Origin of the sequence: Blautia sp. aa_0143, from assembly GCF_004167315.1 — a bacterium.
Lineage (GTDB): Bacteria > Bacillota > Clostridia > Lachnospirales > Lachnospiraceae > Blautia_A > Blautia_A fusiformis.
Window position 1 is genome coordinate 1 of sequence record NZ_RCXU01000009.1, and the last position, 24,542, is coordinate 24,542.

Genomic DNA, 24,542 nt, shown 5'->3' on the forward strand with positions numbered 1-24,542 from the left:
GGAGTTGCGAAGGCCGTCTCCCCTTCTCGCGCTCTTCCCCTCCTGGCCACGCCGCTGTTCTGCGTTGTGGTGTGCGTGAATGTTCTGACAGGGTGCGGGATTCGGGGGTGTCGAGGAGGGGAGGCTGTGCCGATCTGTTGGGTGGTGGATAATAATAAAAAGGATCTGTAAAAGGCGAGATTTTACAAATAGTTCTGCCTTTTTCAGATCCTTTTTTGTTAGTAATTGTAGGCTCCCTCATAAGCATTGCATCGTTCCTTCCGATGTCCCTGCTCTACACAGGAGCTGCACCGGTCACAAAATTCCTGTTCATAGCAGGTAGAACAGACACATCCCTTACAGGCATCCCGGTCATAAGCCGGCGTGCAGGTAAAAGGAAGAGTATCCTTCGTAGTTTCCGTACTCATAAAGATCACGCTCCTTTTTTCTATATTATAGACCTATCAAAAAAGCGTTTCAATACAAATAATCAGAAAATACAAAAAGATACCTGATAAAAAGTTACTGTTCACTCCGTTTTCAGTAATACGCTTTGTGATGCACAGAATTTATACTGATCGTATAAATTCGCGCGGTATGTCTCGGGCTTTCTGTGACCTTCGCTCACAAAAAACACCTCGCGGAATATTACCATTGAATAGTAAGGATAAAAATCGGCACAACGCTTCACATCCAACACAGTAGAATCCATCATCCCGCCAATACAGAATCATATTCCACAACGCAGAACAGCGGCGTGGCCAGGAGGGGAAGAGCGCGAGAAGGGGAGACGGCCTTCGCTAACTCCGAGTGCTTCCCCTTCTCGCAACCCTGCCCACGCCAAAGTGTTCCCTCGAAAGGAAAAACCCCAACTCACAGCAGTTCACAACAGCAGAAAAAAAGTGCCAGCTAATAAGGATGCCACAACATCCCTATCCTACCGGGAGGAGCTCCACCGTCCGGAAGCTCCGCAAGGAAGAACCAGACCACTTTCTGTTACAGGAAGTCCGATCTCCTGTGACTCTACATTACCCTTCCAGGGCTTCAGCTCCGTAGCAAGCATATAAGTCAGAACAGCCGGTGCAAGACCTGTAGTATAGGAATTTACCAGGAAAAACAGCGGATCGTCACTGAGGATCTTCGTACAAAGTTTGATCAGCGGATGGATCGCATTCTCGATCTTCCAGATCTCGCCCTTAGGTCCGCGGCCGTAAGAAGGCGGGTCCATAATGATCGCATCATAATGATTTCCTCTGCGGATCTCACGCTCTACGAACTTCACGCAGTCATCCACAAGCCAGCGGATCGGCGCACCGGAAAGTCCGGAAGCAGCAGCATTCTCTTTTGCCCAGTTCACCATACCCTTGGAAGCGTCCACGTGAGTAACGGAAGCACCGGCTGCAGCTGCAGCCAGAGTAGCGCCGCCGGTATAGGCAAAAAGATTCAGCACCTTGATCGGGCGTCCTGCATTGCGGATCTTTTCACCGAACCAGTCCCAGTTCACAGCCTGCTCCGGGAAAAGTCCTGTATGCTTGAAGCTGAAAGGCTTCAGATTAAAAGTAAGGTTCTTGTAATGAAGCTCCCACTGATGAGGCAGATCAAAGAACTCCCACTCACCGCCGCCACGGCTGCTTCTGTGATAATGTCCGTTCATATGCTTCCAGCCACGGTTTTTGCGGGGAGTATCCCAGATTACCTGCGGGTCCGGACGAACCAGAAGATAATCCCCCCAGCGCTCCAGCTTTTCTCCTTTTGATGTATCAATAACTTCATATTCTTTCCATCCATCTGCAATCCACATGATGATCAATACCTCTTTCATAATAGTAAATTTATAAGATATATATAGCATTTTTATATAGCATTTCCGGAGATTACTGTACCAGATCCGGATGATCGGGACATGAATCCATAAAAACGCCATAATAATGTTTTTTCCAGTATAGAGGAAAAATGGATGCTGTGCAAGAGAAGTGCAGGATTTTCCACGAAAGATTTGACAACAGCGCTTTTACATACTAAAATGTACGCAGAGATTTTCTGCCGGGGCAGAGGCTTCCCGCTTCCGTGAAACTGTGGCTGTTTTTTGCGGAAGAGATTTTGCAGAGAATTCCTGACAGACAGAAATCGTTAACAGAAGAAACACAGCAACCGCAGATATGAAACTGTGCACAAAAAGAGGAGAAGCAAACTTATGAAAAAATATTGTGAGATGAGCAGGGAAGAGCTACTCGATTTAAAGAAAGAACTTGACCGTGAGTTCGACGAGATCAAAGCCGAAGGTCTGGCACTGGATATGTCCCGTGGTAAACCTGCACCGGATCAGCTTGATCTTTCCATGAAAATGATGGAAGTACTTGCAGGGGATGCAGATCTGAAATGTGAGACCGGTGTGGACTGCCGTAACTATGGAGTCATCGACGGAATCCCGGAAGCCAAGAGACTTCTCGGTGAGATGTCAGAGGTAGAGCCAGAGAACATCATCATCTATGGTAACTCCAGTCTGAATGTAATGTTCGATACCATTGCACGTTCCTATTCCCACGGAGTAATGGGAAATACACCATGGTGCAAGCTTGACAAGGTGAAATTCCTCTGTCCTGTACCAGGATACGACCGTCATTTCCGTATCACAGAATTTTTCGGCATTGAGATGATCAACATTCCGATGTCTCCGGAAGGCCCGGATATGGACATGGTTGAGAAATATGTCAATGAAGATCCGGCAGTAAAAGGAATCTGGTGTGTTCCGAAATATTCCAATCCGCAGGGCTACACTTATTCCGAAGAAACAGTTAAGCGTTTTGCGCATCTGAAGCCGGCTGCACCGGACTTCCGTATTTACTGGGATAACGCTTACAGCATCCATCATCTCTATGATGACAATCAGGATTTCCTTCTTGAGATTCTTGATGAGTGTGCGAAAGCAGGAAATCCAGACATTGTTTATAAATTTACTTCTACCTCCAAGGTAAGCTTCCCTGGTTCCGGTATCGCAGCAGTTGCTGCATCCAAGGCGAACCTGGATGACTTCCGCAAATACATGACTGTACAGACCATCGGACACGACAAACTGAACCAGCTTCGTCACGTTCGTTTCTTCAAAGATATCAACGGACTGCATGAGCATATGAAGAAACACGCAGACATCCTTCGTCCGAAATTCGAGCTTGTTCTCGCAACACTGGATAAAGAGCTTAACGGACTTGGAATCGGTGAGTGGACCAAACCTCACGGCGGATATTTCATTTCCTTTGATTCCATGGAAGGCTGTGCGAAAGCCATCGTTGCCAAAGCAAAAGAAGCAGGCGTTGTTATGACTGGAGCGGGCGCAACCTATCCATATGGAAAGGACCCGAAAGACAGCAATATCCGTATTGCACCAAGCTACCCAAGCGTTGAGGAGCTTGGCAAGGCAGCAGAGGTATTTGTTCTCTGTGTGAAGCTTGTAAGTGTGGAAAAACTTCTGGAGAAATAAATCGATCACATCAGACTGCCCGGTATTTCAGCATGCGTAATACCGGGCAGTCATAACTATTGGAGAGAGCTCATGGATGAGGAAAAAGAAAAAATGAAAACAGGCAAAAAGTTGGTCATTGCACTGATCATGATCCTGCTGATCCTTACAGCAGGGGCTTATGGATATGGTGTACATTATTTTACAGATCATTTTTTGCCGGGATCTCAGGTGAATGGTTTTAACTGCTCCTATAAAACTGCAGATGAAACAGAAAAGCTTCTTGCAAAGGAAGTGCAGGCATATGTTCTTACCGTTGATACAAGAAACAACGGAAAAGAGAGCATTACCGCAAAAGAAGCCGGACTGGTCTACAAGCCGGATGACGGAGCCAAAAAGCTGATCAAGAAACAGGACCGGTACAAATGGTTCCTTGCTTTTAATCAGAAGAAAAAATATACACTGGCAACGGATACTGCTTATGAAGATCAGAACAAACTGACAGAGGCTGTGAAGAATTTGAAATGCATGCAGAAGGACAATATGGAAAAGCCTGCAGACGCATGCATTAAGGATAATGGCGAAACCTACGAGATCCAGCCGGAAAAAGAAGGAACGACCCTGGATACAAAAAAGGTTCAGAAGGTGATCCGTGCAGCTGTTTCCGCAGGAGACAAAACAGTTAGTCTGGAAAAGAAAAACTGCTACAAAAAACCATCGATATATAAAGACGATGAAGCTCTGAAAAAAGATTGTGACCAGATGAACAAGCTTACCAGCTGCGTGATCACCTATGATTTTTCGGACCGGTCGGAACAACTTGACCGAAATACCATCAAAGACTGGCTGGTCAGGGACGCAAACGGAGATTATATAGTAAATAAAGATCAGGTTGCAGCTTATGTGAACAGCCTGGGATATAAATATGATACCTTTGGCTGCACGAGGACATTTACCACCTACGATGGCCGCCAGAAGACCATCAAGGGCGGTGATTACGGATGGGCTATCGATCAGACCGCAGAGACTGAATGGCTTTATAATGCCATTCTTGCAGGAACTACAGAAGTGAGACAGCCGGCGTATGCTTACAGCGGACTTTGCAGAGATACCAATGATATCGGAAATACATATGTAGAGATTGACCTGACCAACCAGAGAATGGTATTCTATAAAGACGGACAGCTTCTGGTAGATACACCGGTAGTTACCGGCTGTGTCCGAAAGGGCCATTCCACACCAACCGGATGCTTTGCACTGGATGCCATGCGTTCACCGGCAGTTTTGAAGGGACCTGGATATGCATCACCGGTTACATACTGGATGCCGTTTTCCGGAGGAGTCGGAATCCATGATGCAAGCTGGCGTTCACAGTATGGCGGGCAGATCTATATCACAAATGGTTCTCATGGCTGTGTAAACACCCCGAAGGATAAGGCGGCAATCATTTATAATAATATTAGTGTAGGAGTACCAATCGTAGTTTATGAATAAGAGATTAAAAGAAATATTAAAAGAATACGAAAAAAGAAAACACAAGATCATCAAGGGAGATGAAAGTATGAATATCGTTGTATTGGCAGGCGGAACCAGTACAGAAAGAGAGATCTCCATCGTAACAGGAACCGGTGTCTGCAAGGCACTTCGTAAAAAAGGCCATAAGGCCATTCTTGTAGATATTTTCTGCGGACTGGAGCCGGTGGACTGGGATGAGCCCTTTGGAGATAAAGATTATGAGGTAGATTCTGCGGCAGAGTATATGAGAAGCTTCGATGATGATATCGAAGAGATCAAACGCACAAGAAGAAGCTTTTTCGGACCGAATGTACTGGAATTGTGTCAGGCAGCAGACATTGTATTTATGGGTCTTCACGGTTCCAACGGAGAGGATGGAAAGGTTCAGGCAACCTTCGATCTTCTGGGAATCCGTTACACAGGAACCGGATATTTAAGCAGTGCCCTTGCTATGGATAAGGGTCTCACCAAGAAGATCTTTCTCATGGATCAGGTACCGACACCGAAGGGCGTTTCCATGCTGAAAGAAAACTGTACAAGAAACATCCATGATCTTGGTATGGAATTTCCTGTTGTTGTAAAAACATGCTGCGGTGGTTCCAGCGTAGGTGTTTATATTGTAAACAACCAGAAAGAATATGAGGATGCCATTGATGGTGCTTATTCTTATGAAGATGAGGTAGTTGTTGAAGAGTATATCAGGGGCCGTGAGTTTTCCGTTGCAGTTGTAGACGGAAAGGCTTATCCGATCATCGAGATCGCACCGAAGCAGGGCTTTTATGATTACAAGAACAAATATCAGGCAGGCTCCACAGTAGAAACCTGTCCGGCTGAGATCTCACCGGAACTGACCGAGAAAATGCAGCATTATGCGGAAGCTGGCGCAAAGGCTCTCTGCATTGAGGGCTATGCACGTTTTGACTTCATGATGAAAGAAAACGGTGATATGTACTGCCTGGAGGCAAACACACTTCCGGGAATGACACCCACCAGTCTGATCCCGCAGGAAGCAAAGGTCCTGGGAATCGACTATCCGGACCTCTGTGAAGAACTGATCCGCATTTCTTTTAAGAAATACAGCAAATAAAATATCTGACCGTAACTCCTCCTGTTGACAGGAGGAGTTTCTGGCAAAAGAAAGGATTTTATTCATGAAAAATCTTACATTGGAAAATATCACAAAAGTCTGCAATGGTATTTACCACGGCCCGCAGGAAAAACTTCAGGAGGAAGTGACTGCGATCACAACGGACAGCCGTAAGGTGGAAAAAGGAGGTCTTTTTGTACCGGTAGTAGGAGAGCGTGTGGATGCTCACCGTTTTATCCCGCAGGTAATGGAAGCAGGTGCACTCGCGACCTTATCCGAGAGAACTCTTGAAGGGGCGGATCATCCGTATATCCAGGTAGGCTCCTCCCTTCAGGCAGTAAAAGACATTGCGGAGTTTTATCTGGAGCAGCTTGATATTCCTGTTGTGGGAATCACAGGAAGCGTTGGAAAGACCAGCACAAAAGAGGTGATCGCCTCTGTGCTGAAGGAAAAATACCGTACACTGAAAACCCAGGGGAATTTCAACAATGAGCTGGGACTTCCACTGACAGTATTCCGCCTTCGTGATGAAGATGAGATCGCAGTTCTGGAAATGGGAATCAGTGATTTCGGTGAGATGACCCGTCTTGCAAAGATCGCAAAACCGGACACCTGCGTGATCACAAACATCGGAACCTGCCATCTGGAAAACCTTGGAGACAGAGACGGCGTCCTGAAGGCAAAAACAGAGATTTTTCAGTATGTGAAGAGAAATATCGTACTTAACGGTGATGATGATAAGCTTTCTACAGTAAAGGAATATAACGGCATGCAGCCGGTATTTTTCGGAAACGGAGAAAATGCTTCTGTTACCTGTGAAAATGTGGAAAGCCGTGGCTTGAAGGGAATGAGCTGTGACATCTGTCTGAAGGGAAAAATGGCAGAGAACGGAGAGTTCCAGACATTTCATGTAGATATTCCAATGCCGGGACGTCATATGGTATCCAATGCACTGGCAGCAGCAGCTGTGGGCAGACTTTACGGACTGAATGCAGAGCAGATCAAAAATGGCATCGAAAGCCTGGAACCGGTCAGCGGAAGATTCAATATGATCGAGACCGATAAATTCATGATCGTAGATGACTGCTACAACGCAAATCCCATGTCCATGAAGGCGTCCCTGGATGTTCTTCAGGACGGACTTGGAAGAAAGGTTGCCATTCTTGGCGATATGGGTGAGCTTGGAACGGATGAAGCTGCACTTCATGAAGGTGTAGGCGTTCATGCAGGTCAGTGCAGGATCGATGCATGCATCTGCGTAGGACCACTTGCAGCCCATATCGCGGAAAAAGCATCTCAGACCAATCCGGACCTGACAGTCATCCGGGAAAAAGATCTGGAAAGCCTTCTTAAGAACCTGAACACATATGTGAAACCTGGAGATACCATCCTCGTAAAGGCTTCTCACTTCATGAAATTTGAAAATGTAGTCAAAGCACTGCAGGAAATGTAAAAAGACCGAAAACAGGGGCAGCATTTGACGAACGAAAATTCTTTCCAGTTAAGTTATATAGAAGTATAATATTCCTAAGGCGATGAGCAGTGCGGCTAAAGAACAAAAGCACGCTCAGGCACTGTGCGGCAGTGAAAAAGGGAGGGCTTATGCTGGAGATGATCATGAAGCTGAACATCCCGCTTTACGTCATGACATCCATGGGATGTATCGGCGGTCTGGGGATGCTGGCAACAAACCTTACCTACCGAAGAATGATCCGAAATACGCAGCGATTACAGAATCTCAAAGAAAAATGGCTGAACCTGTGGAAGTCAAGGGACAGGCTCTGGCATCGGATGAACCGATTTGTATGGTATCCGTCACTGTTTTGTACATTTCTTCTGGGACTGTCTGTTTTTCTCAACAGCAGACTGGGATACAGGGAAGGATTGTCTATGCTTTATCTTTATATAGGGGCGGCAGTGCCGGTAGTACTGCTTCTTCTTCGTCAGGCATTGGACTTTTCTTATAAGGAAGAGCTTGTGATGGCTTCTCTTGCAGATTATGTGGAACAGGTCCGTACCTGGGTGGAGGAAGTACCGGTCGCAGAAAAGCCGGATCCTGTTCTGCAGGAAGAAATCGTAGATAAGATCACCAGAAGTATCCGTCAGACGGCTGCTACCGGAAGCCACTTCAGCAAGATGCTTTCTCCGGAGGAGGAAGAGATCATGCGGGAGATCATACGGGAATTTATGAATGCAGAGTAAAAACATATCCCGGTATATTTGAGAAAATACAGAAATGTACACAAAGATATTCCGGAATAAGGGAACCGGATGCAAAAAAAACTCTCCGGCAGATACGATTCTCTGTATCCGCCGGAGAGTTTTTTTGTGTGACAGTAAAAAGAGAACGCAGGATAAGCATTCGTGGCTTTCCTGCGTCCTTTTATATGTTACTCAGTCTTCCTCGATCACCTGGATCTCCAGGTAGTCGAATTCAATATGTTCAATGAAATTATCCTGATAAAAGCGGGCCTTATCATGCTTTTTGAAATCCCGCACTGTGGCATCCAGCCAGATAGGATTTCCCAGATCCATCTGATAACAGATTTCCTCAAGTCCGTGAAAGATCTTGTGGGTTCTGGTATCATCGCTGTCATCACAGACAACGGTGTCCTGAAGCATGCGATTGTCTTTCCATATTTTTCCCCATAAACGAAACATAAACAGTACCTCCGTATTGAAACTGCCACAGCCGGCAGAATATGAATATCCGTCCGATATGGTCTTCAGTATAGCGGATTTTGCAGGGAAAGTAAAGCACAGGGCAATAACGCTTGTACGCAAAACAATGCACCAGGTGTGCTCACTTTTATTGACTAATGTGTAAAAATCCTCTATAATAAACGAAATTATGAAAAAAAGAATCATTACAGATTGGAGGAACCGAAATGAAACTTTACGATACCGGCGTTTATCTTCAGAACGGACAGGAAATCATTCCCGAGAACCAGGCTGATCTGCCTGTAGCGAAAGAAGAGGCTGCTAAGAATACCATCGCATATTCTATTCTCAAGGCTCACAATAAATCCGATAACATGGAGAAGCTTCAGATCAAATTCGATAAACTGACTTCCCATGATATCACATTTGTGGGAATCATCCAGACTGCGAGAGCTTCAGGACTTGAGAAGTTCCCGGTACCATATGTACTGACCAACTGCCATAACTCCCTCTGTGCAGTAGGTGGAACCATCAATGAAGATGACCACATGTTTGGTCTCACCTGTGCCAAAAAGTACGGCGGAGTTTATGTACCGCCTCATCAGGCAGTTATCCATCAGTTTGCAAGAGAAATGCTTGCAGGCGGCGGAAAGATGATCCTCGGCTCCGACAGTCATACAAGATACGGAGCACTTGGAACCATGGCTATGGGAGAGGGCGGACCGGAGCTTGTAAAACAGCTTCTCTGCCAGACATACGATATTAATATGCCAGGAGTAGTTGCTATTTATCTGAAAGGTGCTCCACGTCCGGGTGTAGGACCGCAGGATGTTGCGCTTGCCATCATCGGCGAGGTTTTTGCCAACGGCTATGTGAAGAATAAGGTTATGGAGTTCGTTGGACCAGGCGTTGCCAGCTTAAGCGCAGATTTCCGTATCGGTGTTGATGTTATGACAACAGAAACCACATGTCTTTCCTCCATCTGGCAGACAGATGCGAAGATCGAGGAATTCTATGCGATCCACGGAAGACCGGAGGATTATAAAGAACTGAAACCGGGCAACGTTGCATACTATGACGGCTGTGTAGAGATCGACCTCAGTGAGATCAAACCAATGATCGCAATGCCGTTCCACCCAAGTAACACCTACACCATCGATGAGCTGAAGGCAAACCTTGACGATATCCTTGCAGATGTGGAGAAGAGAGCACAGGTAAGTCTTGACGGAAAGATTCCGTTTACATTGAGAGACAAGGTAGTTGATGGCAAGCTTTATGTTGAGCAGGGAATCATCGCCGGCTGTGCAGGCGGTGGATTCGAGAATATCTGCGCTGCAGCAGATATCCTCAAGGGCAAAAATATCGGCCATGATGCCTTCACCTTAAGTGTATACCCGGCAAGTACTCCAATCTACATGGAACTGGCTAAGAATGGTGTTCTTGCAGAACTGATCGGAACAGGCGCAGTTGTGAAAACTGCATTCTGCGGACCGTGCTTCGGCGCCGGAGATACACCTGCAAACAATGCATTCAGTATCCGTCATACAACCAGAAACTTCCCGAACCGTGAAGGCTCCAAGATCCAGAACGGTCAGATCTCTTCGGTTGCACTTATGGATGCACGTTCCATTGCAGCTACAGCAGCAAACAAGGGATTCCTTACCTCAGCAGAGGAGTTTGACGGAAGCTATTCCGAGCATAAATACTACTTCGATAAGTCTATCTACGAGAACCGTGTATTTGACAGCAAGGGCGTGGCAGATCCAAGCGTAGAGATCCAGTTTGGACCGAATATCAAAGACTGGCCGGAGATGGCTGCACTTGCAGACAACCTGATTCTGAAGGTTGTTTCCGAGATCCACGATCCGGTTACTACCACTGACGAGCTGATCCCGTCCGGTGAGACATCCTCCTACCGTTCCAATCCGCTTGGACTTGCAGAGTTCACACTGTCCAGAAAGGATCCGGCTTATGTTGGCCGTGCAAAAGAGATCCAGGCAGCACAGAAGGCGATCCAGGCAGGTAACTGCCCGGCAGAGGCTGTTCCGGAACTGAAACCGGTTATGGAAACCATCCATAAATCCTATCCGGATGTTGATAAGACAAACCTTGGCGTAGGAAGCACCATCTTTGCAGTGAAACCTGGCGATGGTTCCGCAAGAGAGCAGGCTGCATCCTGCCAGAAGGTACTTGGCGGCTGGGCAAACATTGCCAATGAGTATGCAACCAAGAGGTATCGTTCCAATCTGATCAACTGGGGTATGCTTCCATTCCTGATCCCGTCCGGAGATCTTCCGTTCAAGAACGGTGATTATCTGTTCTTCCCGGGAATCCGCAAGGCGGTTGAGGAAAAAGCAGACGTGATCAAGGGATATACTGTTGAAGGTGACGCTCTGAAGGAGTTCGATGTAACTCTGGGTGAGCTGACAGATGATGAGAGAGAGATCATCCTTAAGGGTTGTCTGATTAATTATAATCGTAAATAGATGCAGGGATTGAACACATATAGAGCGTGAAGGTGATGGAAGTGTGTTCATGAATATGCTGCAGAGCGGAATATAGTAATTTAAGAATTTCCGTGTTGTTTTGCAGACTGGTGACCGTTTTAATCGAGGTTGCCGGTCTGCTTTTTGTTTTTGGGGTGTGGTTTTGGGAAGTTTTTAGGGTTATGGATACTTATTTTTATGGGATGTGGACGATGCGGACGCGTGAGGTGTCCTGTGGGGAGCAGAGGCTGTCGTTTCGCCTGGTCATACTAAGCGTCTGAGGCAACCTGTGAAAAGGCCGGCCCATAACTCGCCATGTACGCTGATGCGTACCTGGCTCAGACAGATGGGCCTTATTCTGCGGCCTGTATCCGCAGAATACCTTTCCACAGGTCACCTCAGCCGCCAAGTATGACCAAAGGCTCACTCCGAAGCCCCTGCTCCCCACAGGACACCTCACGCTGACATTCCCAGAGACAAACCCCAGCCCCGGTAAAAATATCAAGAAAAGCTCAACAAATGATGACCGTCTCAACACTCTTCGTTATTCAATTTTTCTTCTTCTTCGTTCTTTCGAATAAAGTTTATCTCAATCCCCTGCAAACATTGTAAAGTACAAACATTGCAATGTTTGCAGGGCCAATACAGTCACACAGAAACTTTTCTAACTAACTTTCCATGTTCGAAAGTCAGGGCGGGAAGGACGGGCGGGGCGGGTGACTCTGCAGGAGTCGTAGTACTTCTTAGGCCGCGGGGAGGCTGCGTTGCTGGAAAAATCCCAGCTGTTTGAGCGTTAGCGAGTTCTGGGATTTTTTCAGCGGTTTTAGCAGAATCCCTGCAGCCTTAGAAGCACTAGATCTCCGAAGCCTCACCCGCCCCTCCCGTCCTTCCCGACCGTCCGTTCGCAACATACCATCCCGTTCTTCACAACTTCACAATAGCATAAATTAACAGAAAATAATAAAAAATACAAACAAATTATAAAATATAAACACATAACAAAACAAATAAATAAAAATAATAGCATAAAAACACAAAAATGTATTGACAAATACCCGCAACGATGTTATTATAAGACCATCAAAAACAACAAGAGAAAAACAAAAAAGAAAATCATTCAATTCATAGCATAGATGCACATGAAGGATGAAGAAAGGAAAAGGTGATTCCAGTGGGAACATAAACAAACACCATCATCAATATGAGAGTGACAGGAACCGGATTTCCTGCAAGAAAGACCTGATACAGATCACATATGATACACCTTAAGAAAACAGAAGTTTCTTTTATGAAATATAAATAAGATCCTCTTAAATCTTACTTATATTTTAAGAAATCAGAAACAAAAGGAAATCAGTATTTCAGGTAATATAGAATCGGTAACTCATATTGAACAACTGTCACACACCTGATACAAAGATTTCAGGAAATATGTAAAGAAATATTTCCCGAAAGAGTAAAACCCTCAACTCACCGGTTCGTTGGAAAGAAGAGATTCCAAGAACAAACGTGAAGATGAGAACGATACTTTGAAATGCATATCAGAACCATTAGGATATGGATTGAAGCTTTGCATCAGAAGAATATCTGAGAGGATATTAAAAACAGAAGAATCGGGCAGGAACTTTTTTCCAGGATACTTTAAAGAACTGCAGAGGAGAAAATCCCAATAGGTCGATTTGAATCAGCAGATCGCAAAGTACAGAGATGACAAATGGTTTTGAATTTAAGAAGTTAAGTCCAGAATTGTTTAGTGAACAGGAAAAAGTATAACCACCGAAATTCTTCAGATAAACAGGAAATCAAACATCGTAAAAAATGATTTCTGATCTATAAAACTTTCTAAATAATCGAAGAGATATACTTACATATATCAGTCGTTTATGAGCAGGAAATAAAAAAGAAGAGAGAATCTGAAAAAGAAAAATTTCAAAATTGAATAAAGAGAATCGAAATTATTTTATAAAGTATATAAAATCAAAGATTTCGATTGATAAGTATAATAAGTATAACAAGAAAACTTTATTCGAAAGAACGAAGAGGAAGAAAAATTGAATAACGAAGAGTGTTGAGACGGTCATCATTTTTGGAAACTGTAAAAGTAAAAAAAGTGATGACCGTCTCGTTGTGTATATAAGATTGCATATATTAAGTATATAACCGTTCCGAAAAGCCCTGGATAAAATAATATGATCCGAGCAGAGAGCAAAATTTTCGATCAGAGATTTTCCGAACAGTTATATTTATCAGTTGCCATCAAAAACATCATCAGTTATACTTCTGTGAGAAAGGAAGTAAGATGAGAAAATATGTGGAATTATCAGATTGAAGAAAATATTTTATATGAAGACAAAGAGATCCTTGTGTGCAGAAAAACAGCAGGAATGCCGGTGCAGGCAGCAAAAATAGGAACAATGGATATGGAAAGTGCCCTGAAAAATTATCTGGCACAAAAAACACCGGGAAAGATCCCATATCTGGGAGTAGTACATCGCCTTGATCAGCCGGTAGAAGGCATTCTTGTATTTGCGAAAACATCCGAAGCAGCAGGAAATCTGAGTAAACAGATGATGGCAGGAGGCGCCGGAAAATATTACCTGGCAGTAACAGAGGGAAAAGCAAAGAGCTCAGAAGGGACTCTTACAGACTATCTGAAAAAAAATGGAAAAGCCAACATGTCTCAGGTGGTGTCTGCCAATACACCGGGAGCAAAAAAAGCGATTCTTCACTATAAAGTTCTGGATCAGCAGGAGATAAACGGAAAATCCCGGACACTTCTTAAGATCAGGCTGGAAACAGGTCGGCATCATCAGATCCGTGTGCAGCTTTCTCATGAGGGACTGCCCCTTCTCGGAGACCGGAAATATAATCCTTCGGGAGAAAAAGGTACATCACTGGGACTTTGTTCCAGCTGTCTGGAATTCAAACACCCCAGAACAGGAAAAATGATGAAGTTTGAAACAGAGCCACAGGGAAGCGCATTTTTGGATTTTGTGAAAAAAGTGTAAAAACTCTGGACGGAAATACGAAAAAGTGTATAATGTAAAAAGCAAGTAACCAAATGTAAGATTTTTGTAAAGTATAAGTTACTGTGGATGGACAAGGCAGACGATAAAGAACATAGAGAACAGTAACCAGCGAGGAAGAGGAGATTACAATGAAAAGAGCTGCAGTAGCGTCAGCAGCCTTGTTGGCTGTGGCAACCCTGCTGACAGGCTGTCAGAAAGAAGAAGTAGAAAAGCTTGTTGCACCGATTGTAGCAGATGTCCAGGAAACCCCTGAAGCAACCGAAGTGGAAGAAGAAAAAAGCCCGCTGATCCCTGAGATCGATGACACTCTTTCTATTGAAGAAGGTGCCAGAATAGCTGTTGTCAGCAAAAGCAAAAAAGGCGAGTTCTGGAATAAAGTAAAAGAAGGAATGGAAGCTGCTGTCAAGGATGTAAATGAGGCGTATGGTTTCAAAAAAGACAAGCAGATCACGATGACCTTTGAGGGTCCGGATGATGAAGAGGACGTAGAAAGTCAGATCAATACTCTTGATGCAGTAATCGCTGAGAATCCATCTGTAGTGTGTCTTTCTGCCGGAGATGTGGATTCCTGTCAGGCACAGCTGGAAGCAGCGAAAGAGAACGGAATTCCGGTGGTCGCATTTGATTCCAATGTCAGTGATACGAAGCTGGTCAGAGCTTTTCGTGGAACAGACAATACACAGATCGGCAAATATGCAGCATATAAGCTTGGCAGCGCCATTGGAAAAATGGGAAATGTGGCTGTTTTTTCCGCACAGGAGAAAACACAGAGCGCGCAGGAGCGTGTAAAAGGATTTCTGGATAATATTGCAAATTATACGGATATTAAAGTGGTGGAAACCGTATATTCTGACCAGGTTGATGATATGAAGGAAGCCATGAAGGAAGTTCTGGATAAATATCCGGCATTGGATGGCGTTTTCTGCACCAATGCCGAGGTTTCTGAAATGTTTCTGGAGGTAAATAAGGACACAGGAGAAAATAAAGTTGCTATGGTAGGCGTAGATGCAACCAGCAAACAGCAGGAAGCGATCCAGAAAGGGGAAGAACTGGGAGTGCTTTCACAGAATCCTTATGCGATGGGATATCAGACCATGTGGGCGGCTATTCAGTCTACTGCACCGAAGAAGGAAACAAAGATTGATAAGAAGGTTTTACTTGATCCGGTATGGATCGATGCTGAGAATATCAAAAGCGAAGACATTGCAAATTACCTGTACAATTAACAAATAGAACAGATAGCCACTGTAGGTCGGGTGAATAGGTTAGTCCGCATTCACCGTCTGTTCATAACTGAAAGCCATCAGTCCGATGAAGATGTAAAAACATTTTCATCGGACTGATGGCTTTTTTTGAATAAAAATAAAAAATATGAATAGAATAAACAAATAAAAAGTGTGCGAAAAAATGGCAAAAATATAACATATATGACGACTTTTTGACACAATACAAATAAATTTATCGTTAAATTGCATAATAAACATTGTTTTAAAAAAGCGATTGTGGTACAATTTGGATATGCAGAGAGGCGGTGATCAGATGATCCAGGAAACGATCAAGGCAGTGAAAGAGGCGGAGGCAAAAGCACAGCAGAAGATAAAGGATGCATCCGTCCGTGCACAGAGTATCATCAGCGAAGCTGAGAAAGAGGCAGAGAATATTATCAGAAAGGCGGAAACAGCCGCCGGCGAACAGGCGGCATCTGATATGAAAGCAGCCGAAGAACGTGCACACAGTACAGAGAACACTGTCGTTGGACAGGCGGAGGAAGAGCTTGCAGCTTTGAAAAAGAAAGCGGAGTCGAAGCACGAGCAGGCAATCCAGACAGTAATGGACAGTTTGTTCTGAGAGGGGGAGTGCGAAAATGGCAGTATTGCAGATGCAGCGAATCAGTATCTGCGCAATGAAAAAGAACCGTAAGGCCATATTGGAAGAACTGCAGTCACTTGGAGTATTGGAGATCGATGCAGCAGAATTGGATCCGGAGCTTAAGACGATGGATACTATGAATGCCCGGCTGATCTTTGAGAAGAACGCATCCCTTTGCGATCAGGCAATCGAAATACTGGATGAATTTTCGAAGGAAAAGCAATCCATGCTGGCATCCCTGGCAGGGAAACCGCTGATCGGAAGGAAGCAGGAGGAAGAAGCTATCCGGGATCAGGAAGAGATCCTGAGAACGGCCAGAGAAATCCAGGGATACCGGAAGAAGCTTACAGAGAACAATGCGGCAGCAGTTAAGATCGAGCAGCAGGAAGCAGCTCTTGCTCCATGGCTGAAGCTGGATATTCCGATGAACTTCGGCGGTACAGCGAAAGCAGCGGTACTTGTGGGAAGTATTGATGGAAATATAACTCTGGATCAGGTATACAGTCAGCTGGCAGCGGATGCACCACAGCTTGAAGCCTTTGACATTCGGGAAATCTCAAATGACGCCGGTAAGCTGAGCCTGGTGGTTGTCTGCCTGAAAGCACAGGCACAGGAACTGGAAGAAGCGCTTCGGATGCAGGGATTTGCAAGACCGGCACAGCTGGTATCAGAGGTTCCGGCACAGGAGCTGGAGAACCTTAAGAATGAAGTGGTACGCATTCAGGAAGAGTCCGAACAGATCCGGGAACAGATACGCGCTCTTCACGACAGGAAGAGCTCTCTTCAGCTTTTGTCCGATTATTTCCGGATCCGTGCACAGAAATATGAGGTATTAGGACAGCTCCGCCAGTCGGAGAGCACTTTTTTTGTGACAGGATATCTTCCGAAGAAACAGGTTTCTGCAATGGAGAAACGGCTTACGGAGAAGTACGATATTGTTTTTGAAGCAGAAGATGCTGAGGGAGAAAATGTTCCGGTTGCCCTTCAGAACGGCAAATTCGGAGCAGCAGGAGAGGGAGTTCTGGCAGCGTTTGGTCTTCCCGGAAAGGGAGAGATCGATCCGTCCACCATTATGACAGCCTGCTATGTATTCCTTTTCGGACTGATGCTATCAGATGCAGCCTACGGACTGATCGTGTTTGCGGTCTGTCTGGGAGTGCTTCTGAAATTCCCCAGAATGGAAAGCGGAATGCAGAAATCCATCCGGCTGTTCATGTACTGTGGACTGTCCACTTTGTTCTGGGGCGTAATGTTTGGCGGATATTTCGGAGATTTTATCGATGTATTCTCAAGAGTATATCTGCATAAACCGGTCACTGTGAAGCCGGTATGGTTTGCACCGTTGAATGAGCCTATGAGACTTCTGGTGTTCTCCATGCTGTTTGGCCTGATCCATATGTTTCTGGGAATGGGTCTTAAGGGCTACATGCTGTTACGTGACAGAAAATATCTCGACTTTTTCTGTGACGTAGTACTCTGGTTCCTGCTTCTTATGGGACTGATCCTGATCTTTATCCCAAGCAGCATGTTCCGTTCTATTTCTCAGATGGATCTGAACCTTTCACCGGCAGTGATACAGGTCGGAAAATGGATGGCGATCATCGGTGCGGTGGGAATTCTCTTCATGTCAGGAAGAGATAAGAAGAATCCGTTCCTGAGGCTGGCGCTTGGAGCTTACGATCTTTACAATATCACGGGATGGGTCAGTGATATCCTTTCCTATTCCAGACTTCTGGCCCTGGGACTTGCTACCGGAGTTATCGCATCAGTTATGAACCAGATGGGAAGTATGCTGGGAGACAGTATTCTGGGATGGATCGTATTTATCCTTGTATTTGTGATTGGTCATATCTTTAACCTTCTGATCAATCTTCTGGGTGCATACGTGCACACCTGCCGATTACAGTACGTAGAGTTTTTCGGTAAATTCTTTGAGGGCGGAGGAAAAGAGTTCCACCCCTTCCGCGAAAATACAAAATATGTAGATATTAAGGAGGATTAATATTATGAGTGGTATCATTTGGGCATTATTGGGAGCAGCAATTTCCGTAGCTCTTGCAGGTATAGGTTCCGCCATCGGTGTTGGTACAGCCGGCCGTGCAGCAGCAGGTGTTGTAACAGAAGACCCGGACAAATTTGCCAAGGTTCTGCTTCTTCAGCTTCTTCCCGGTACGCAGGGTATTTACGGACTGCTGGTAGCATTCCTTGCACTTTCCAAGGTTGGTATCCTGGGCGGCGGTGTTGCTGATATTTCCCTGGAAACCGGTCTTATGATCTTTGTGGCTTGTCTTCCGATCGCTATCGCAGGTCTTCTTTCTGCGATCCATCAGGGAAAAACTTCCGTAGCTTCCATCGGTATCGTAGCCAAGAAGCCGGAGCAGTTCGGTAAAGCCATGCTTTTCCCTGCAATGGTTGAGACATATGCGATTCTGGCTCTTCTGATCTCCATTCTTGCAGTCAGCGGAATTCAGGTTTGATTCATCAGGAGGGCAGAGCATGACAGGATTAGAGAAGATGGTAAGCCAGATTCTTGAAGAGGCCGATGCTTCTGCAGCCGTTACGATCAGTGATGCGGAGAAAAAAGCCGCAGAGATCCTCAGGGAAGCCGGAGAAAAGGCAGATAAGATCCGGCAGCAGAGAGAAGAACAGTCCAGGGCAAAGGTGAAAAGCTATGAAGAGCGGACAGCTTCCGCTGCAGATATGAAGAAGCGTACCGCAGTTCTTGCAGCCAAGCAGGAGCTGATCGGAAATGTGATCGCAGATGCCTGTGACCGTGTGAAGAATCTGGATGAAGAAAAATATTTTGGGATCCTTAAGAATATGGCTGAGAAATATCTTCTTCCAAGAGAAGGAGAGATCTGTTTTTCAAAAAAGGATCTGGAACGTATGCCGGCAGGTTTCCGTGAGGAAATAAAGAGCCTGGCACAGAAAAAGGGTGGTGTGCTGGAAATTTCCGGTGAAACCCGAAACATAGACGGAGGTTTTATCCTGATATACGGCGGCATTGAGGAAAACTGTTCCATTGATGCCATGTTCGCAGAGAAGCGGGATGAGCTTCTGGATCAGGTAAGAAAGATTTTGTTTGCGTAAAACACCATCGCAAAAAGGAGGGCGTGAATGATGTTTGGTGAAGATTATGCCTATGCGGTGGCGCGGATACGTGTTCTGGAGACCGGACTTCTGAATCAGGCAGCGATCGAGCAGCTTCTGGCATGTCAGGATGAGCAGCAGTGCCTTCAGATCCTTACAGAGAAGGGCTGGGGAAATGGTGATCCTGCAGCCGGTGCGGATGCCATTCTTTCTCGGGAGAGAGAAAAGATCTGGGAGATCATGGATTCGCTGGTAGCGGACCGATCTGTGTTTTCTGTTCTTTCCTATCAGGATCTTTTCCATAACCTGAAAGCGGCTGTGAAGGCAAGCATCCTGCAAGGGGCAGCGCCGAATATTTTTTTCAGCGACTGTTCCATTGACGGAGAGGATATGGTGAAATTCCTGAAGGATAAGGAATATGATCGTTTTCCTGAGGATATGCGGGAAGCGGCAAGAGAAGCCTATGAGACCTTTTTGCACACAAGAGACGGACAGCTTGCGGATATTATCGTAGACAGGGCAGCACTGGATGCCATAAAAAAAGCCGGAGAACGGTCAAAAGAAGAGATCGTCCGGCAGTATGCGGAATCCACGGTAGCGGTAGCAGATATCCGGATCGCAGTCCGTGCCTGCAAAACAGGAAAAAGTTCGGACTTTATGAAAAAAGCCATGGCAGAATGTGACACACTGGATAAGGAGAGACTGATCCACGCGGCAGTAAGCGGAATGGATCAGATCATGGGTTATCTGGCAGAAACGAAATATGGGGACGGAGCTCTGGCACTGGCGGAATCAGCTTCCGCTTTTGAGAGATGGTGTGATAACCAGATCATGGAGACCATCCGCCCTCAGCTGTACAATTCATTTTCACTGGGACCGCTGGTAGCCTATGTGCTTGCCCGTGAAAATGAGATCAAGACGGTGCGGATCATTCTCACCGGAAAGCGCAGCGGCCTTCCGGAAGAGTTTATCCGGGAAAGGGCAAGGGAAATGTATGTATAAGATCGCAGTTTTAGGTGATTATAACAGCATTTACGGGTTTGCGGCTCTTGGCCTTGATACTTTTCCGGTGGAGGATCCTGCAGATGGTAAAGAGAAGCTTAACCGTCTGGCAGCCGGTGAATATGCGGTTATTTATATTACGGAACAGCTGGCGGCCCAGCTTTCCGCAGAGATCAGTAAATACAGTGAGGAGCTGATGCCTGCGATCATTCAGATTCCCGGAATTTCCGGAAATACAGGTGCAGGTATCGAAAATGTAAAGAAATCCGTGGAGACGGCAGTTGGCTCCGATATTCTTTTCAGTAATGAGTGACAAGAAAGCAGGTGATTGGTTCAGATGAGCAGAGGAACCATTAAGAAGGTGGCAGGACCGCTGGTAATTGCCAAGGGTATGCGGGATGCAAATATGTATGACGTGGTTCGTGTAAGCAGCCAGCGTCTGATCGGTGAGATCATTGAGATGCATGAAGATGAGGCTTCCATACAGGTATATGAGGAGACTTCAGGACTTCGTCCGGGAGAACCGGTAGAGTCCATGGAGGTGCCCCTTTCCGTGGAGCTTGGTCCTGGCCTTATTACAAGCATTTACGATGGAATACAGCGTCCGCTGGATGACATCATGAAGGTAGCAGGCAGCAACAACCTGAAACGAGGCGTTGAGGTTCCTGCCCTGAAGCGGGACAAAAAATGGAATTTCATTCCGGTTGCGAAGGTGGGAGATCAGCTGGAGGGCGGCGATGTTCTTGGAACCGTTCAGGAGACTATCGTTGTTACACAGAAGATCATGGTACCTCCCAATATGAAAGGTACTCTGAAGGAAATTAAATCCGGCGAGTTTACCGTGGATGAGACCGTTGCAGTTCTTTCCACAGCAGACGGCGATAAAGAGTTGACCCTGATGCAGCACTGGCCGGTACGACGTGGCCGTCCATATAAGAAGAAACTTCCGCCAGCCAAACCTCTGGTAACAGGACAGCGTGTTATTGATACCATGTTCCCTATTGCCAAGGGTGGTGTGGCAGCAGTTCCCGGCCCGTTCGGAAGCGGTAAGACGGTTATCCAGCATCAGCTTGCAAAATGGGCTGAGGCAGATATCGTGGTCTATATCGGTTGCGGTGAGCGTGGAAATGAGATGACAGATGTTCTGAACGAGTTCCCGGAGCTGAAGGATCCAAAAACAGGACAGTCTCTGATGGAGCGTACGGTTCTGATCGCCAATACCTCAGATATGCCGGTTGCAGCTCGTGAGGCGTCGATTTATACAGGTATTACAATTGCGGAGTATTTCCGTGATATGGGATATTCCGTAGCATTGATGGCAGATTCTACTTCCAGATGGGCTGAGGCTCTCCGTGAGATGTCCGGACGACTGGAGGAGATGCCAGGTGAGGAAGGTTATCCTGCATATCTTGGTTCCCGTCTTGCACAGTTCTATGAGCGTGCCGGACATGTGATCTGCAGTGGAAAAGACGGAAGAGAGGGTGCCCTGACAGCGATCGGCGCCGTATCTCCTCCAGGTGGTGATATCTCCGAGCCGGTTTCCCAGGCGACACTTCGAATCGTAAAGGTATTCTGGGGACTGGACGCAAACCTTGCATACAAACGTCATTTCCCGGCGATCAACTGGCTGACCAGCTATTCTCTGTATCTGGACAGCGTTGGCGGATGGTTTGACGAAAATGTAGCGAATGACTGGATGAAGCTCCGTCAGAGAATGATGACCCTTCTTCAGGAAGAGGCAGAGCTGGAAGAAATCGTAAAGATGGTAGGTATGGATGCGCTTTCACCGGGTGACCGCCTGAAAATGGAAGCAGCCCGTTCCATCCGAGAGGATTTCCTCCACCAGAACTCTTTCCACGAGATCGATACCTACACATCTCTGGAAAAACAGCATAATATGATGCGTCTGGTACTTGCATTTTATGATGCGGGTCTGGATGCGCTGAAACAGGGCGCAGATATCAATGATATCGTAAAGCTTCCGGTACGTGAGCAGATCGGCCGTTATAAATATACAAAAGAAGATCAGCTGGCAGCAGAATATGAGAAAGTAACCCGCCAGCTGGCAGCAGAGACTGCAGAACTTCTGGGAAAGGAGGGCCTGTAAAATGCCAAAAGAATATAGGACCATACAGGAAGTTGCCGGCCCTTTGATGCTGGTACGGGGCGTTGAAGATGTAGCATTTGACGAGCTTGGTGAGATCGAGCTTGCCGATGGCGAAACAAGAAGATGCCGTGTTCTGGAGATCGACGGAAGCAATGCTCTGGTGCAGCTGTTTGAGAGCTCTACAGGTATCAATCTTTCCAACAGCAAGGTACGTTTCCTGGGACGGAGCATGGAGCTTGGTGTATCCGGCGATATGCTGGGTCGTGTTTTTGACGGACTGGGACGTCCCATTGATGACGGCCCGGAGATCCTTCCGGAGGAAAGAAGAGATATCAACGGACTTCCCATGAATCCGGCGGCCAGAAGCTATCCGGAGGAGTTTATCCAGACGGGTGTATCTGCGATTGACGGCCTGAACACCCTGGTACGCGGACAGAAGCTTCCGATCTTCTCCGCATCCGGTCTTCCCCATGCACAGCTTGCGGCACAGATCGCAAGACAGGCGAAGGTTCGCGGAAAAGATGAGCAGTTTGCCGTTGTATTTGCAGCCATGGGTATCACTTTCGAGGAGTCAAACTTCTTTGTAGAGAGCTTTAAGGAAACCGGAGCGATAGATCGTACTGTTCTGTTTGTGAACCTGGCAAATGACCCGGCTGTTGAGCGTATTGCTACTCCGCGAATGGCACTGACAGCAGCAGAATATCTTGCCTTCGAAAAAGACATGCACGTTCTTGTAATCCTTACGGATATCACAAACTATGCGGATGCTCTCCGTGAGGTTTCCGCGGCTCGTAAGGAGGTTCCGGGACGTCGTGGATATCCCGGATATATGTACACAGATCTTGCTTCTCTTTATGAGCGTGCAGGCCGTCAGAAAGGAAAATCAGGAAGTATCACCATGGTTCCGATCTTGACTATGCCTGAGGATGATAAGACCCATCCGATCCCGGACCTTACCGGTTACATCACAGAGGGACAGATCATCCTGAGCCGTGAGCTTTACCGTAAGGGAATCACACCGCCCATCGATGTTCTTCCGTCTCTGTCACGACTGAAGGATAAGGGTATCGGTGAAGGTAAGACAAGAGCAGACCATGCCAACACCATGAACCAGCTGTTTGCCGCATATGCTCGTGGTAAAGAGGCCAAAGAGCTGATGACTATTCTTGGTGAGGCAGCTCTCTCTGACATTGACCTGATCTATGCAAAATTTGCGGATGCTTTCGAGAAGGAATATGTTTCCCAGGGCTATCAGGCTAACCGTGATATTGAGGAAACACTGGCCATCGGCTGGAAGCTGCTTTCCATTCTTCCGAGAAGCGAGCTGAAACGTATCGATGACAAATTCCTTGATCAGTATTACGGAAAAGTATAAAGGGGGGATGATTTGTGGCATCAACACAGGTGAATCCTACCCGTATGGAGCTTACGAAGCAGAAAAAGAAGCTGGTGACTGCAGTACGTGGCCATAAGCTTCTGAAGGATAAGCGGGACGAGCTGATGAGACAGTTCCTGGATCTGGTACGGGAGAATATGGAGCTGCGAAAAAAAGTAGAAGCCGGTATCCGAAGCGCCAACACCAATTTTGTCATTGCAAAAGCTGGAATGTCGGAGGAGACGCTGAATACGGCACTGATGGCTCCCAAGCAGGAAGTTTATCTGGAAACCGGAAAAAAGAATGTCATGAGTGTGGATATTCCTGTTTTTGAATACAAAACAAGAACACCGGATGCCAACGATATTTATTCCTATGGCTTTGCTTTTACATCCAGTGATCTGGACGGAGCGGTAAAATCCCTGGCAGACATCCTGCCGGATATGCTTCGTCTGGCAGAAGTGGAAAAGGCCTGTCAGCTTATGGCTTCCGAGATCGAAAAAACAAGGCGTCGTGTAAATGCTCTGGAGCATGTCATCATACCGGAAGCCCGGGCAAACATTAAATACATCACCATGAAGCTGGATGAGAACGAGAGAAGTACTCAGATCCGACTGATGAAGGTGAAAGATATGATGCTGGAGGAGGCACATCATTATAAGGAGCGGGAGGCAGAGCGCGGAGCGTAAAGCGCAGCCATCCTGAAAGAAAAAGAAAAGTTTATATAGAAAGTTTTAAGTAACGGAAAGGAGATGTCCCTGTACTGTGTGAAATTTCGGCAGTGCAGGGGCGTTTTATTTATAAAATATTTAGCTTTTGTTATCAGAAAATCAAGAAAAATACAGTATAATAGATAATAAGTAAATCAGACAGCTGCAGATGCAG

The 24,542-nt window shown here is 46.2% G+C and carries 20 protein-coding genes; 17 read left to right on the forward strand and 3 right to left on the reverse strand.

Translation table 11 applies throughout. From position 1 onward, the window contains the following. Nucleotides 1-218 precede the first annotated feature (218 nt). Both EAI83_RS05735 and EAI83_RS05740 read right to left on the reverse strand, forming a co-directional pair. Nucleotides 219-407, reverse strand: a complete 189-nt coding sequence (locus EAI83_RS05735; RefSeq protein WP_015526276.1) for a hypothetical protein — start codon at nt 405-407, stop codon at nt 219-221. 509 nt (nt 408-916) lie between these two features. Beyond that, the gene (locus EAI83_RS05740; protein WP_129974755.1) at nt 917-1,780 is read right to left on the reverse strand and encodes a class I SAM-dependent methyltransferase; all 864 of its coding nucleotides are present in this window, start codon (nt 1,778-1,780) and stop codon (nt 917-919) included. Between the two features lie 393 nt (nt 1,781-2,173). On the opposite strand from EAI83_RS05740, the gene EAI83_RS05745 reads away from it, so the two are divergent. From EAI83_RS05745 to EAI83_RS05765, 5 genes are all read left to right on the forward strand, one after another. After that, a complete protein-coding gene (locus EAI83_RS05745) occupies nt 2,174-3,457 on the forward strand; it encodes a hypothetical protein (RefSeq protein WP_021651427.1) in 1,284 nt (427 codons plus the stop codon). 72 nt (nt 3,458-3,529) lie between these two features. After that, nucleotides 3,530-4,930, forward strand: coding sequence for a L,D-transpeptidase family protein (locus tag EAI83_RS05750; RefSeq protein ID WP_129974756.1), 1,401 nt, complete (start codon nt 3,530-3,532; stop codon nt 4,928-4,930). A gap of 67 nt (nt 4,931-4,997) precedes the next feature. Next, nucleotides 4,998-6,038: a D-alanine--D-alanine ligase family protein gene (locus EAI83_RS05755; protein ID WP_129974787.1), complete on the forward strand. Its 1,041-nt coding sequence runs from the start codon at nt 4,998-5,000 to the stop codon at nt 6,036-6,038. Nucleotides 6,039-6,102: 64 nt separating this feature from the next. Continuing rightward, nucleotides 6,103-7,491 carry a UDP-N-acetylmuramoyl-tripeptide--D-alanyl-D-alanine ligase gene (locus tag EAI83_RS05760; protein WP_129974757.1) on the forward strand — a complete coding sequence of 463 codons (1,389 nt, stop codon included), beginning with the start codon at nt 6,103-6,105 and terminating at the stop codon, nt 7,489-7,491. A 149-nt stretch (nt 7,492-7,640) separates the two neighbouring features. Then, nucleotides 7,641-8,240 carry a hypothetical protein gene (locus EAI83_RS05765; protein WP_022427348.1) on the forward strand — a complete coding sequence of 200 codons (600 nt, stop codon included), beginning with the start codon at nt 7,641-7,643 and terminating at the stop codon, nt 8,238-8,240. A gap of 192 nt (nt 8,241-8,432) precedes the next feature. On the opposite strand, the gene EAI83_RS05770 is transcribed toward EAI83_RS05765, so the two are convergent. Continuing rightward, nucleotides 8,433-8,699, reverse strand: coding sequence for a hypothetical protein (locus EAI83_RS05770; protein WP_015526267.1), 267 nt, complete (start codon nt 8,697-8,699; stop codon nt 8,433-8,435). Between the two features lie 227 nt (nt 8,700-8,926). Between EAI83_RS05770 and EAI83_RS05775 the strand changes: the two genes are divergently transcribed. The 12 genes from EAI83_RS05775 to EAI83_RS05830 all read left to right on the forward strand — a co-directional run bounded on the left by EAI83_RS05775 (nt 8,927) and on the right by EAI83_RS05830 (nt 24,346). After that, nucleotides 8,927-11,185: a hydratase gene (locus tag EAI83_RS05775; RefSeq protein WP_059086680.1), complete on the forward strand. Its 2,259-nt coding sequence runs from the start codon at nt 8,927-8,929 to the stop codon at nt 11,183-11,185. Between the two features lie 2,309 nt (nt 11,186-13,494). Next, the gene (locus EAI83_RS05780; RefSeq protein WP_092069748.1) at nt 13,495-14,193 is read left to right on the forward strand and encodes an RluA family pseudouridine synthase; all 699 of its coding nucleotides are present in this window, start codon (nt 13,495-13,497) and stop codon (nt 14,191-14,193) included. Between the two features lie 149 nt (nt 14,194-14,342). Further along, on the forward strand, nt 14,343-15,440 hold the full coding sequence (locus EAI83_RS05785; RefSeq protein WP_129974758.1) for a substrate-binding domain-containing protein: 1,098 nt from the start codon (nt 14,343-14,345) through the stop codon (nt 15,438-15,440). Nucleotides 15,441-15,726: 286 nt separating this feature from the next. Then, nucleotides 15,727-16,062, forward strand: coding sequence for a V-type ATPase subunit subunit G family protein (locus EAI83_RS05790; protein WP_118752836.1), 336 nt, complete (start codon nt 15,727-15,729; stop codon nt 16,060-16,062). Nucleotides 16,063-16,078: 16 nt separating this feature from the next. Beyond that, entirely contained in the window at nt 16,079-18,085 is a 2,007-nt protein-coding gene (locus EAI83_RS05795) for a V-type ATP synthase subunit I (protein ID WP_022427343.1), read from the forward strand. A gap of 4 nt (nt 18,086-18,089) precedes the next feature. Further along, nucleotides 18,090-18,560, forward strand: a complete 471-nt coding sequence (locus tag EAI83_RS05800; protein ID WP_022427342.1) for a V-type ATP synthase subunit K — start codon at nt 18,090-18,092, stop codon at nt 18,558-18,560. 19 nt (nt 18,561-18,579) lie between these two features. Next, nucleotides 18,580-19,173 carry a V-type ATP synthase subunit E gene (locus EAI83_RS05805; RefSeq protein ID WP_015526258.1) on the forward strand — a complete coding sequence of 198 codons (594 nt, stop codon included), beginning with the start codon at nt 18,580-18,582 and terminating at the stop codon, nt 19,171-19,173. 30 nt (nt 19,174-19,203) lie between these two features. Beyond that, nucleotides 19,204-20,175, forward strand: a complete 972-nt coding sequence (locus EAI83_RS05810) for a V0D/AC39 family V-type ATPase subunit (protein ID WP_015526257.1) — start codon at nt 19,204-19,206, stop codon at nt 20,173-20,175. Further along, nucleotides 20,168-20,488: a V-type ATP synthase subunit F gene (locus EAI83_RS05815; protein WP_015526256.1), complete on the forward strand. Its 321-nt coding sequence runs from the start codon at nt 20,168-20,170 to the stop codon at nt 20,486-20,488. Before EAI83_RS05810 ends, EAI83_RS05815 begins: the two co-directional genes overlap by 8 nt. Nucleotides 20,489-20,512: 24 nt before the next feature. Further along, entirely contained in the window at nt 20,513-22,282 is a 1,770-nt protein-coding gene (locus EAI83_RS05820; protein ID WP_022427341.1) for a V-type ATP synthase subunit A, read from the forward strand. Between the two features lies 1 nt (nt 22,283). Further along, a complete protein-coding gene (locus tag EAI83_RS05825) occupies nt 22,284-23,657 on the forward strand; it encodes a V-type ATP synthase subunit B (protein ID WP_015526254.1) in 1,374 nt (457 codons plus the stop codon). Nucleotides 23,658-23,671: 14 nt separating this feature from the next. Next, on the forward strand, nt 23,672-24,346 hold the full coding sequence (locus EAI83_RS05830) for a V-type ATP synthase subunit D (protein ID WP_022427340.1): 675 nt from the start codon (nt 23,672-23,674) through the stop codon (nt 24,344-24,346). The last annotated feature ends 196 nt before the right edge of the window (nt 24,347-24,542 follow it).

What these genes read in the sequence shown, in the direction of transcription:
- EAI83_RS05745 (WP_021651427.1), top strand. Translation starts at nt 2,174, where the DNA reads ATGAAAAAATATTGTGAGATGAGCAGGGAAGAGCTACTCGATTTAAAG.
- EAI83_RS05785 (WP_129974758.1), top strand. Translation starts at nt 14,343, where the DNA reads ATGAAAAGAGCTGCAGTAGCGTCAGCAGCCTTGTTGGCTGTGGCAACC.
- EAI83_RS05780 (WP_092069748.1), top strand. Translation starts at nt 13,495, where the DNA reads ATGTGGAATTATCAGATTGAAGAAAATATTTTATATGAAGACAAAGAG.
- EAI83_RS05800 (WP_022427342.1), top strand. Translation starts at nt 18,090, where the DNA reads ATGAGTGGTATCATTTGGGCATTATTGGGAGCAGCAATTTCCGTAGCT.
- EAI83_RS05735 (WP_015526276.1), bottom strand. Translation starts at nt 407, where the DNA reads ATGAGTACGGAAACTACGAAGGATACTCTTCCTTTTACCTGCACGCCG.
- EAI83_RS05755 (WP_129974787.1), top strand. Translation starts at nt 4,998, where the DNA reads ATGAATATCGTTGTATTGGCAGGCGGAACCAGTACAGAAAGAGAGATC.
- EAI83_RS05775 (WP_059086680.1), top strand. Translation starts at nt 8,927, where the DNA reads ATGAAACTTTACGATACCGGCGTTTATCTTCAGAACGGACAGGAAATC.
- EAI83_RS05805 (WP_015526258.1), top strand. Translation starts at nt 18,580, where the DNA reads ATGACAGGATTAGAGAAGATGGTAAGCCAGATTCTTGAAGAGGCCGAT.
- EAI83_RS05825 (WP_015526254.1), top strand. Translation starts at nt 22,284, where the DNA reads ATGCCAAAAGAATATAGGACCATACAGGAAGTTGCCGGCCCTTTGATG.
- EAI83_RS05750 (WP_129974756.1), top strand. Translation starts at nt 3,530, where the DNA reads ATGGATGAGGAAAAAGAAAAAATGAAAACAGGCAAAAAGTTGGTCATT.
- EAI83_RS05820 (WP_022427341.1), top strand. Translation starts at nt 20,513, where the DNA reads ATGAGCAGAGGAACCATTAAGAAGGTGGCAGGACCGCTGGTAATTGCC.
- EAI83_RS05795 (WP_022427343.1), top strand. Translation starts at nt 16,079, where the DNA reads ATGGCAGTATTGCAGATGCAGCGAATCAGTATCTGCGCAATGAAAAAG.
- EAI83_RS05765 (WP_022427348.1), top strand. Translation starts at nt 7,641, where the DNA reads ATGCTGGAGATGATCATGAAGCTGAACATCCCGCTTTACGTCATGACA.
- EAI83_RS05740 (WP_129974755.1), bottom strand. Translation starts at nt 1,780, where the DNA reads ATGTGGATTGCAGATGGATGGAAAGAATATGAAGTTATTGATACATCA.
- EAI83_RS05770 (WP_015526267.1), bottom strand. Translation starts at nt 8,699, where the DNA reads ATGTTTCGTTTATGGGGAAAAATATGGAAAGACAATCGCATGCTTCAG.
- EAI83_RS05760 (WP_129974757.1), top strand. Translation starts at nt 6,103, where the DNA reads ATGAAAAATCTTACATTGGAAAATATCACAAAAGTCTGCAATGGTATT.
- EAI83_RS05810 (WP_015526257.1), top strand. Translation starts at nt 19,204, where the DNA reads ATGTTTGGTGAAGATTATGCCTATGCGGTGGCGCGGATACGTGTTCTG.
- EAI83_RS05815 (WP_015526256.1), top strand. Translation starts at nt 20,168, where the DNA reads ATGTATAAGATCGCAGTTTTAGGTGATTATAACAGCATTTACGGGTTT.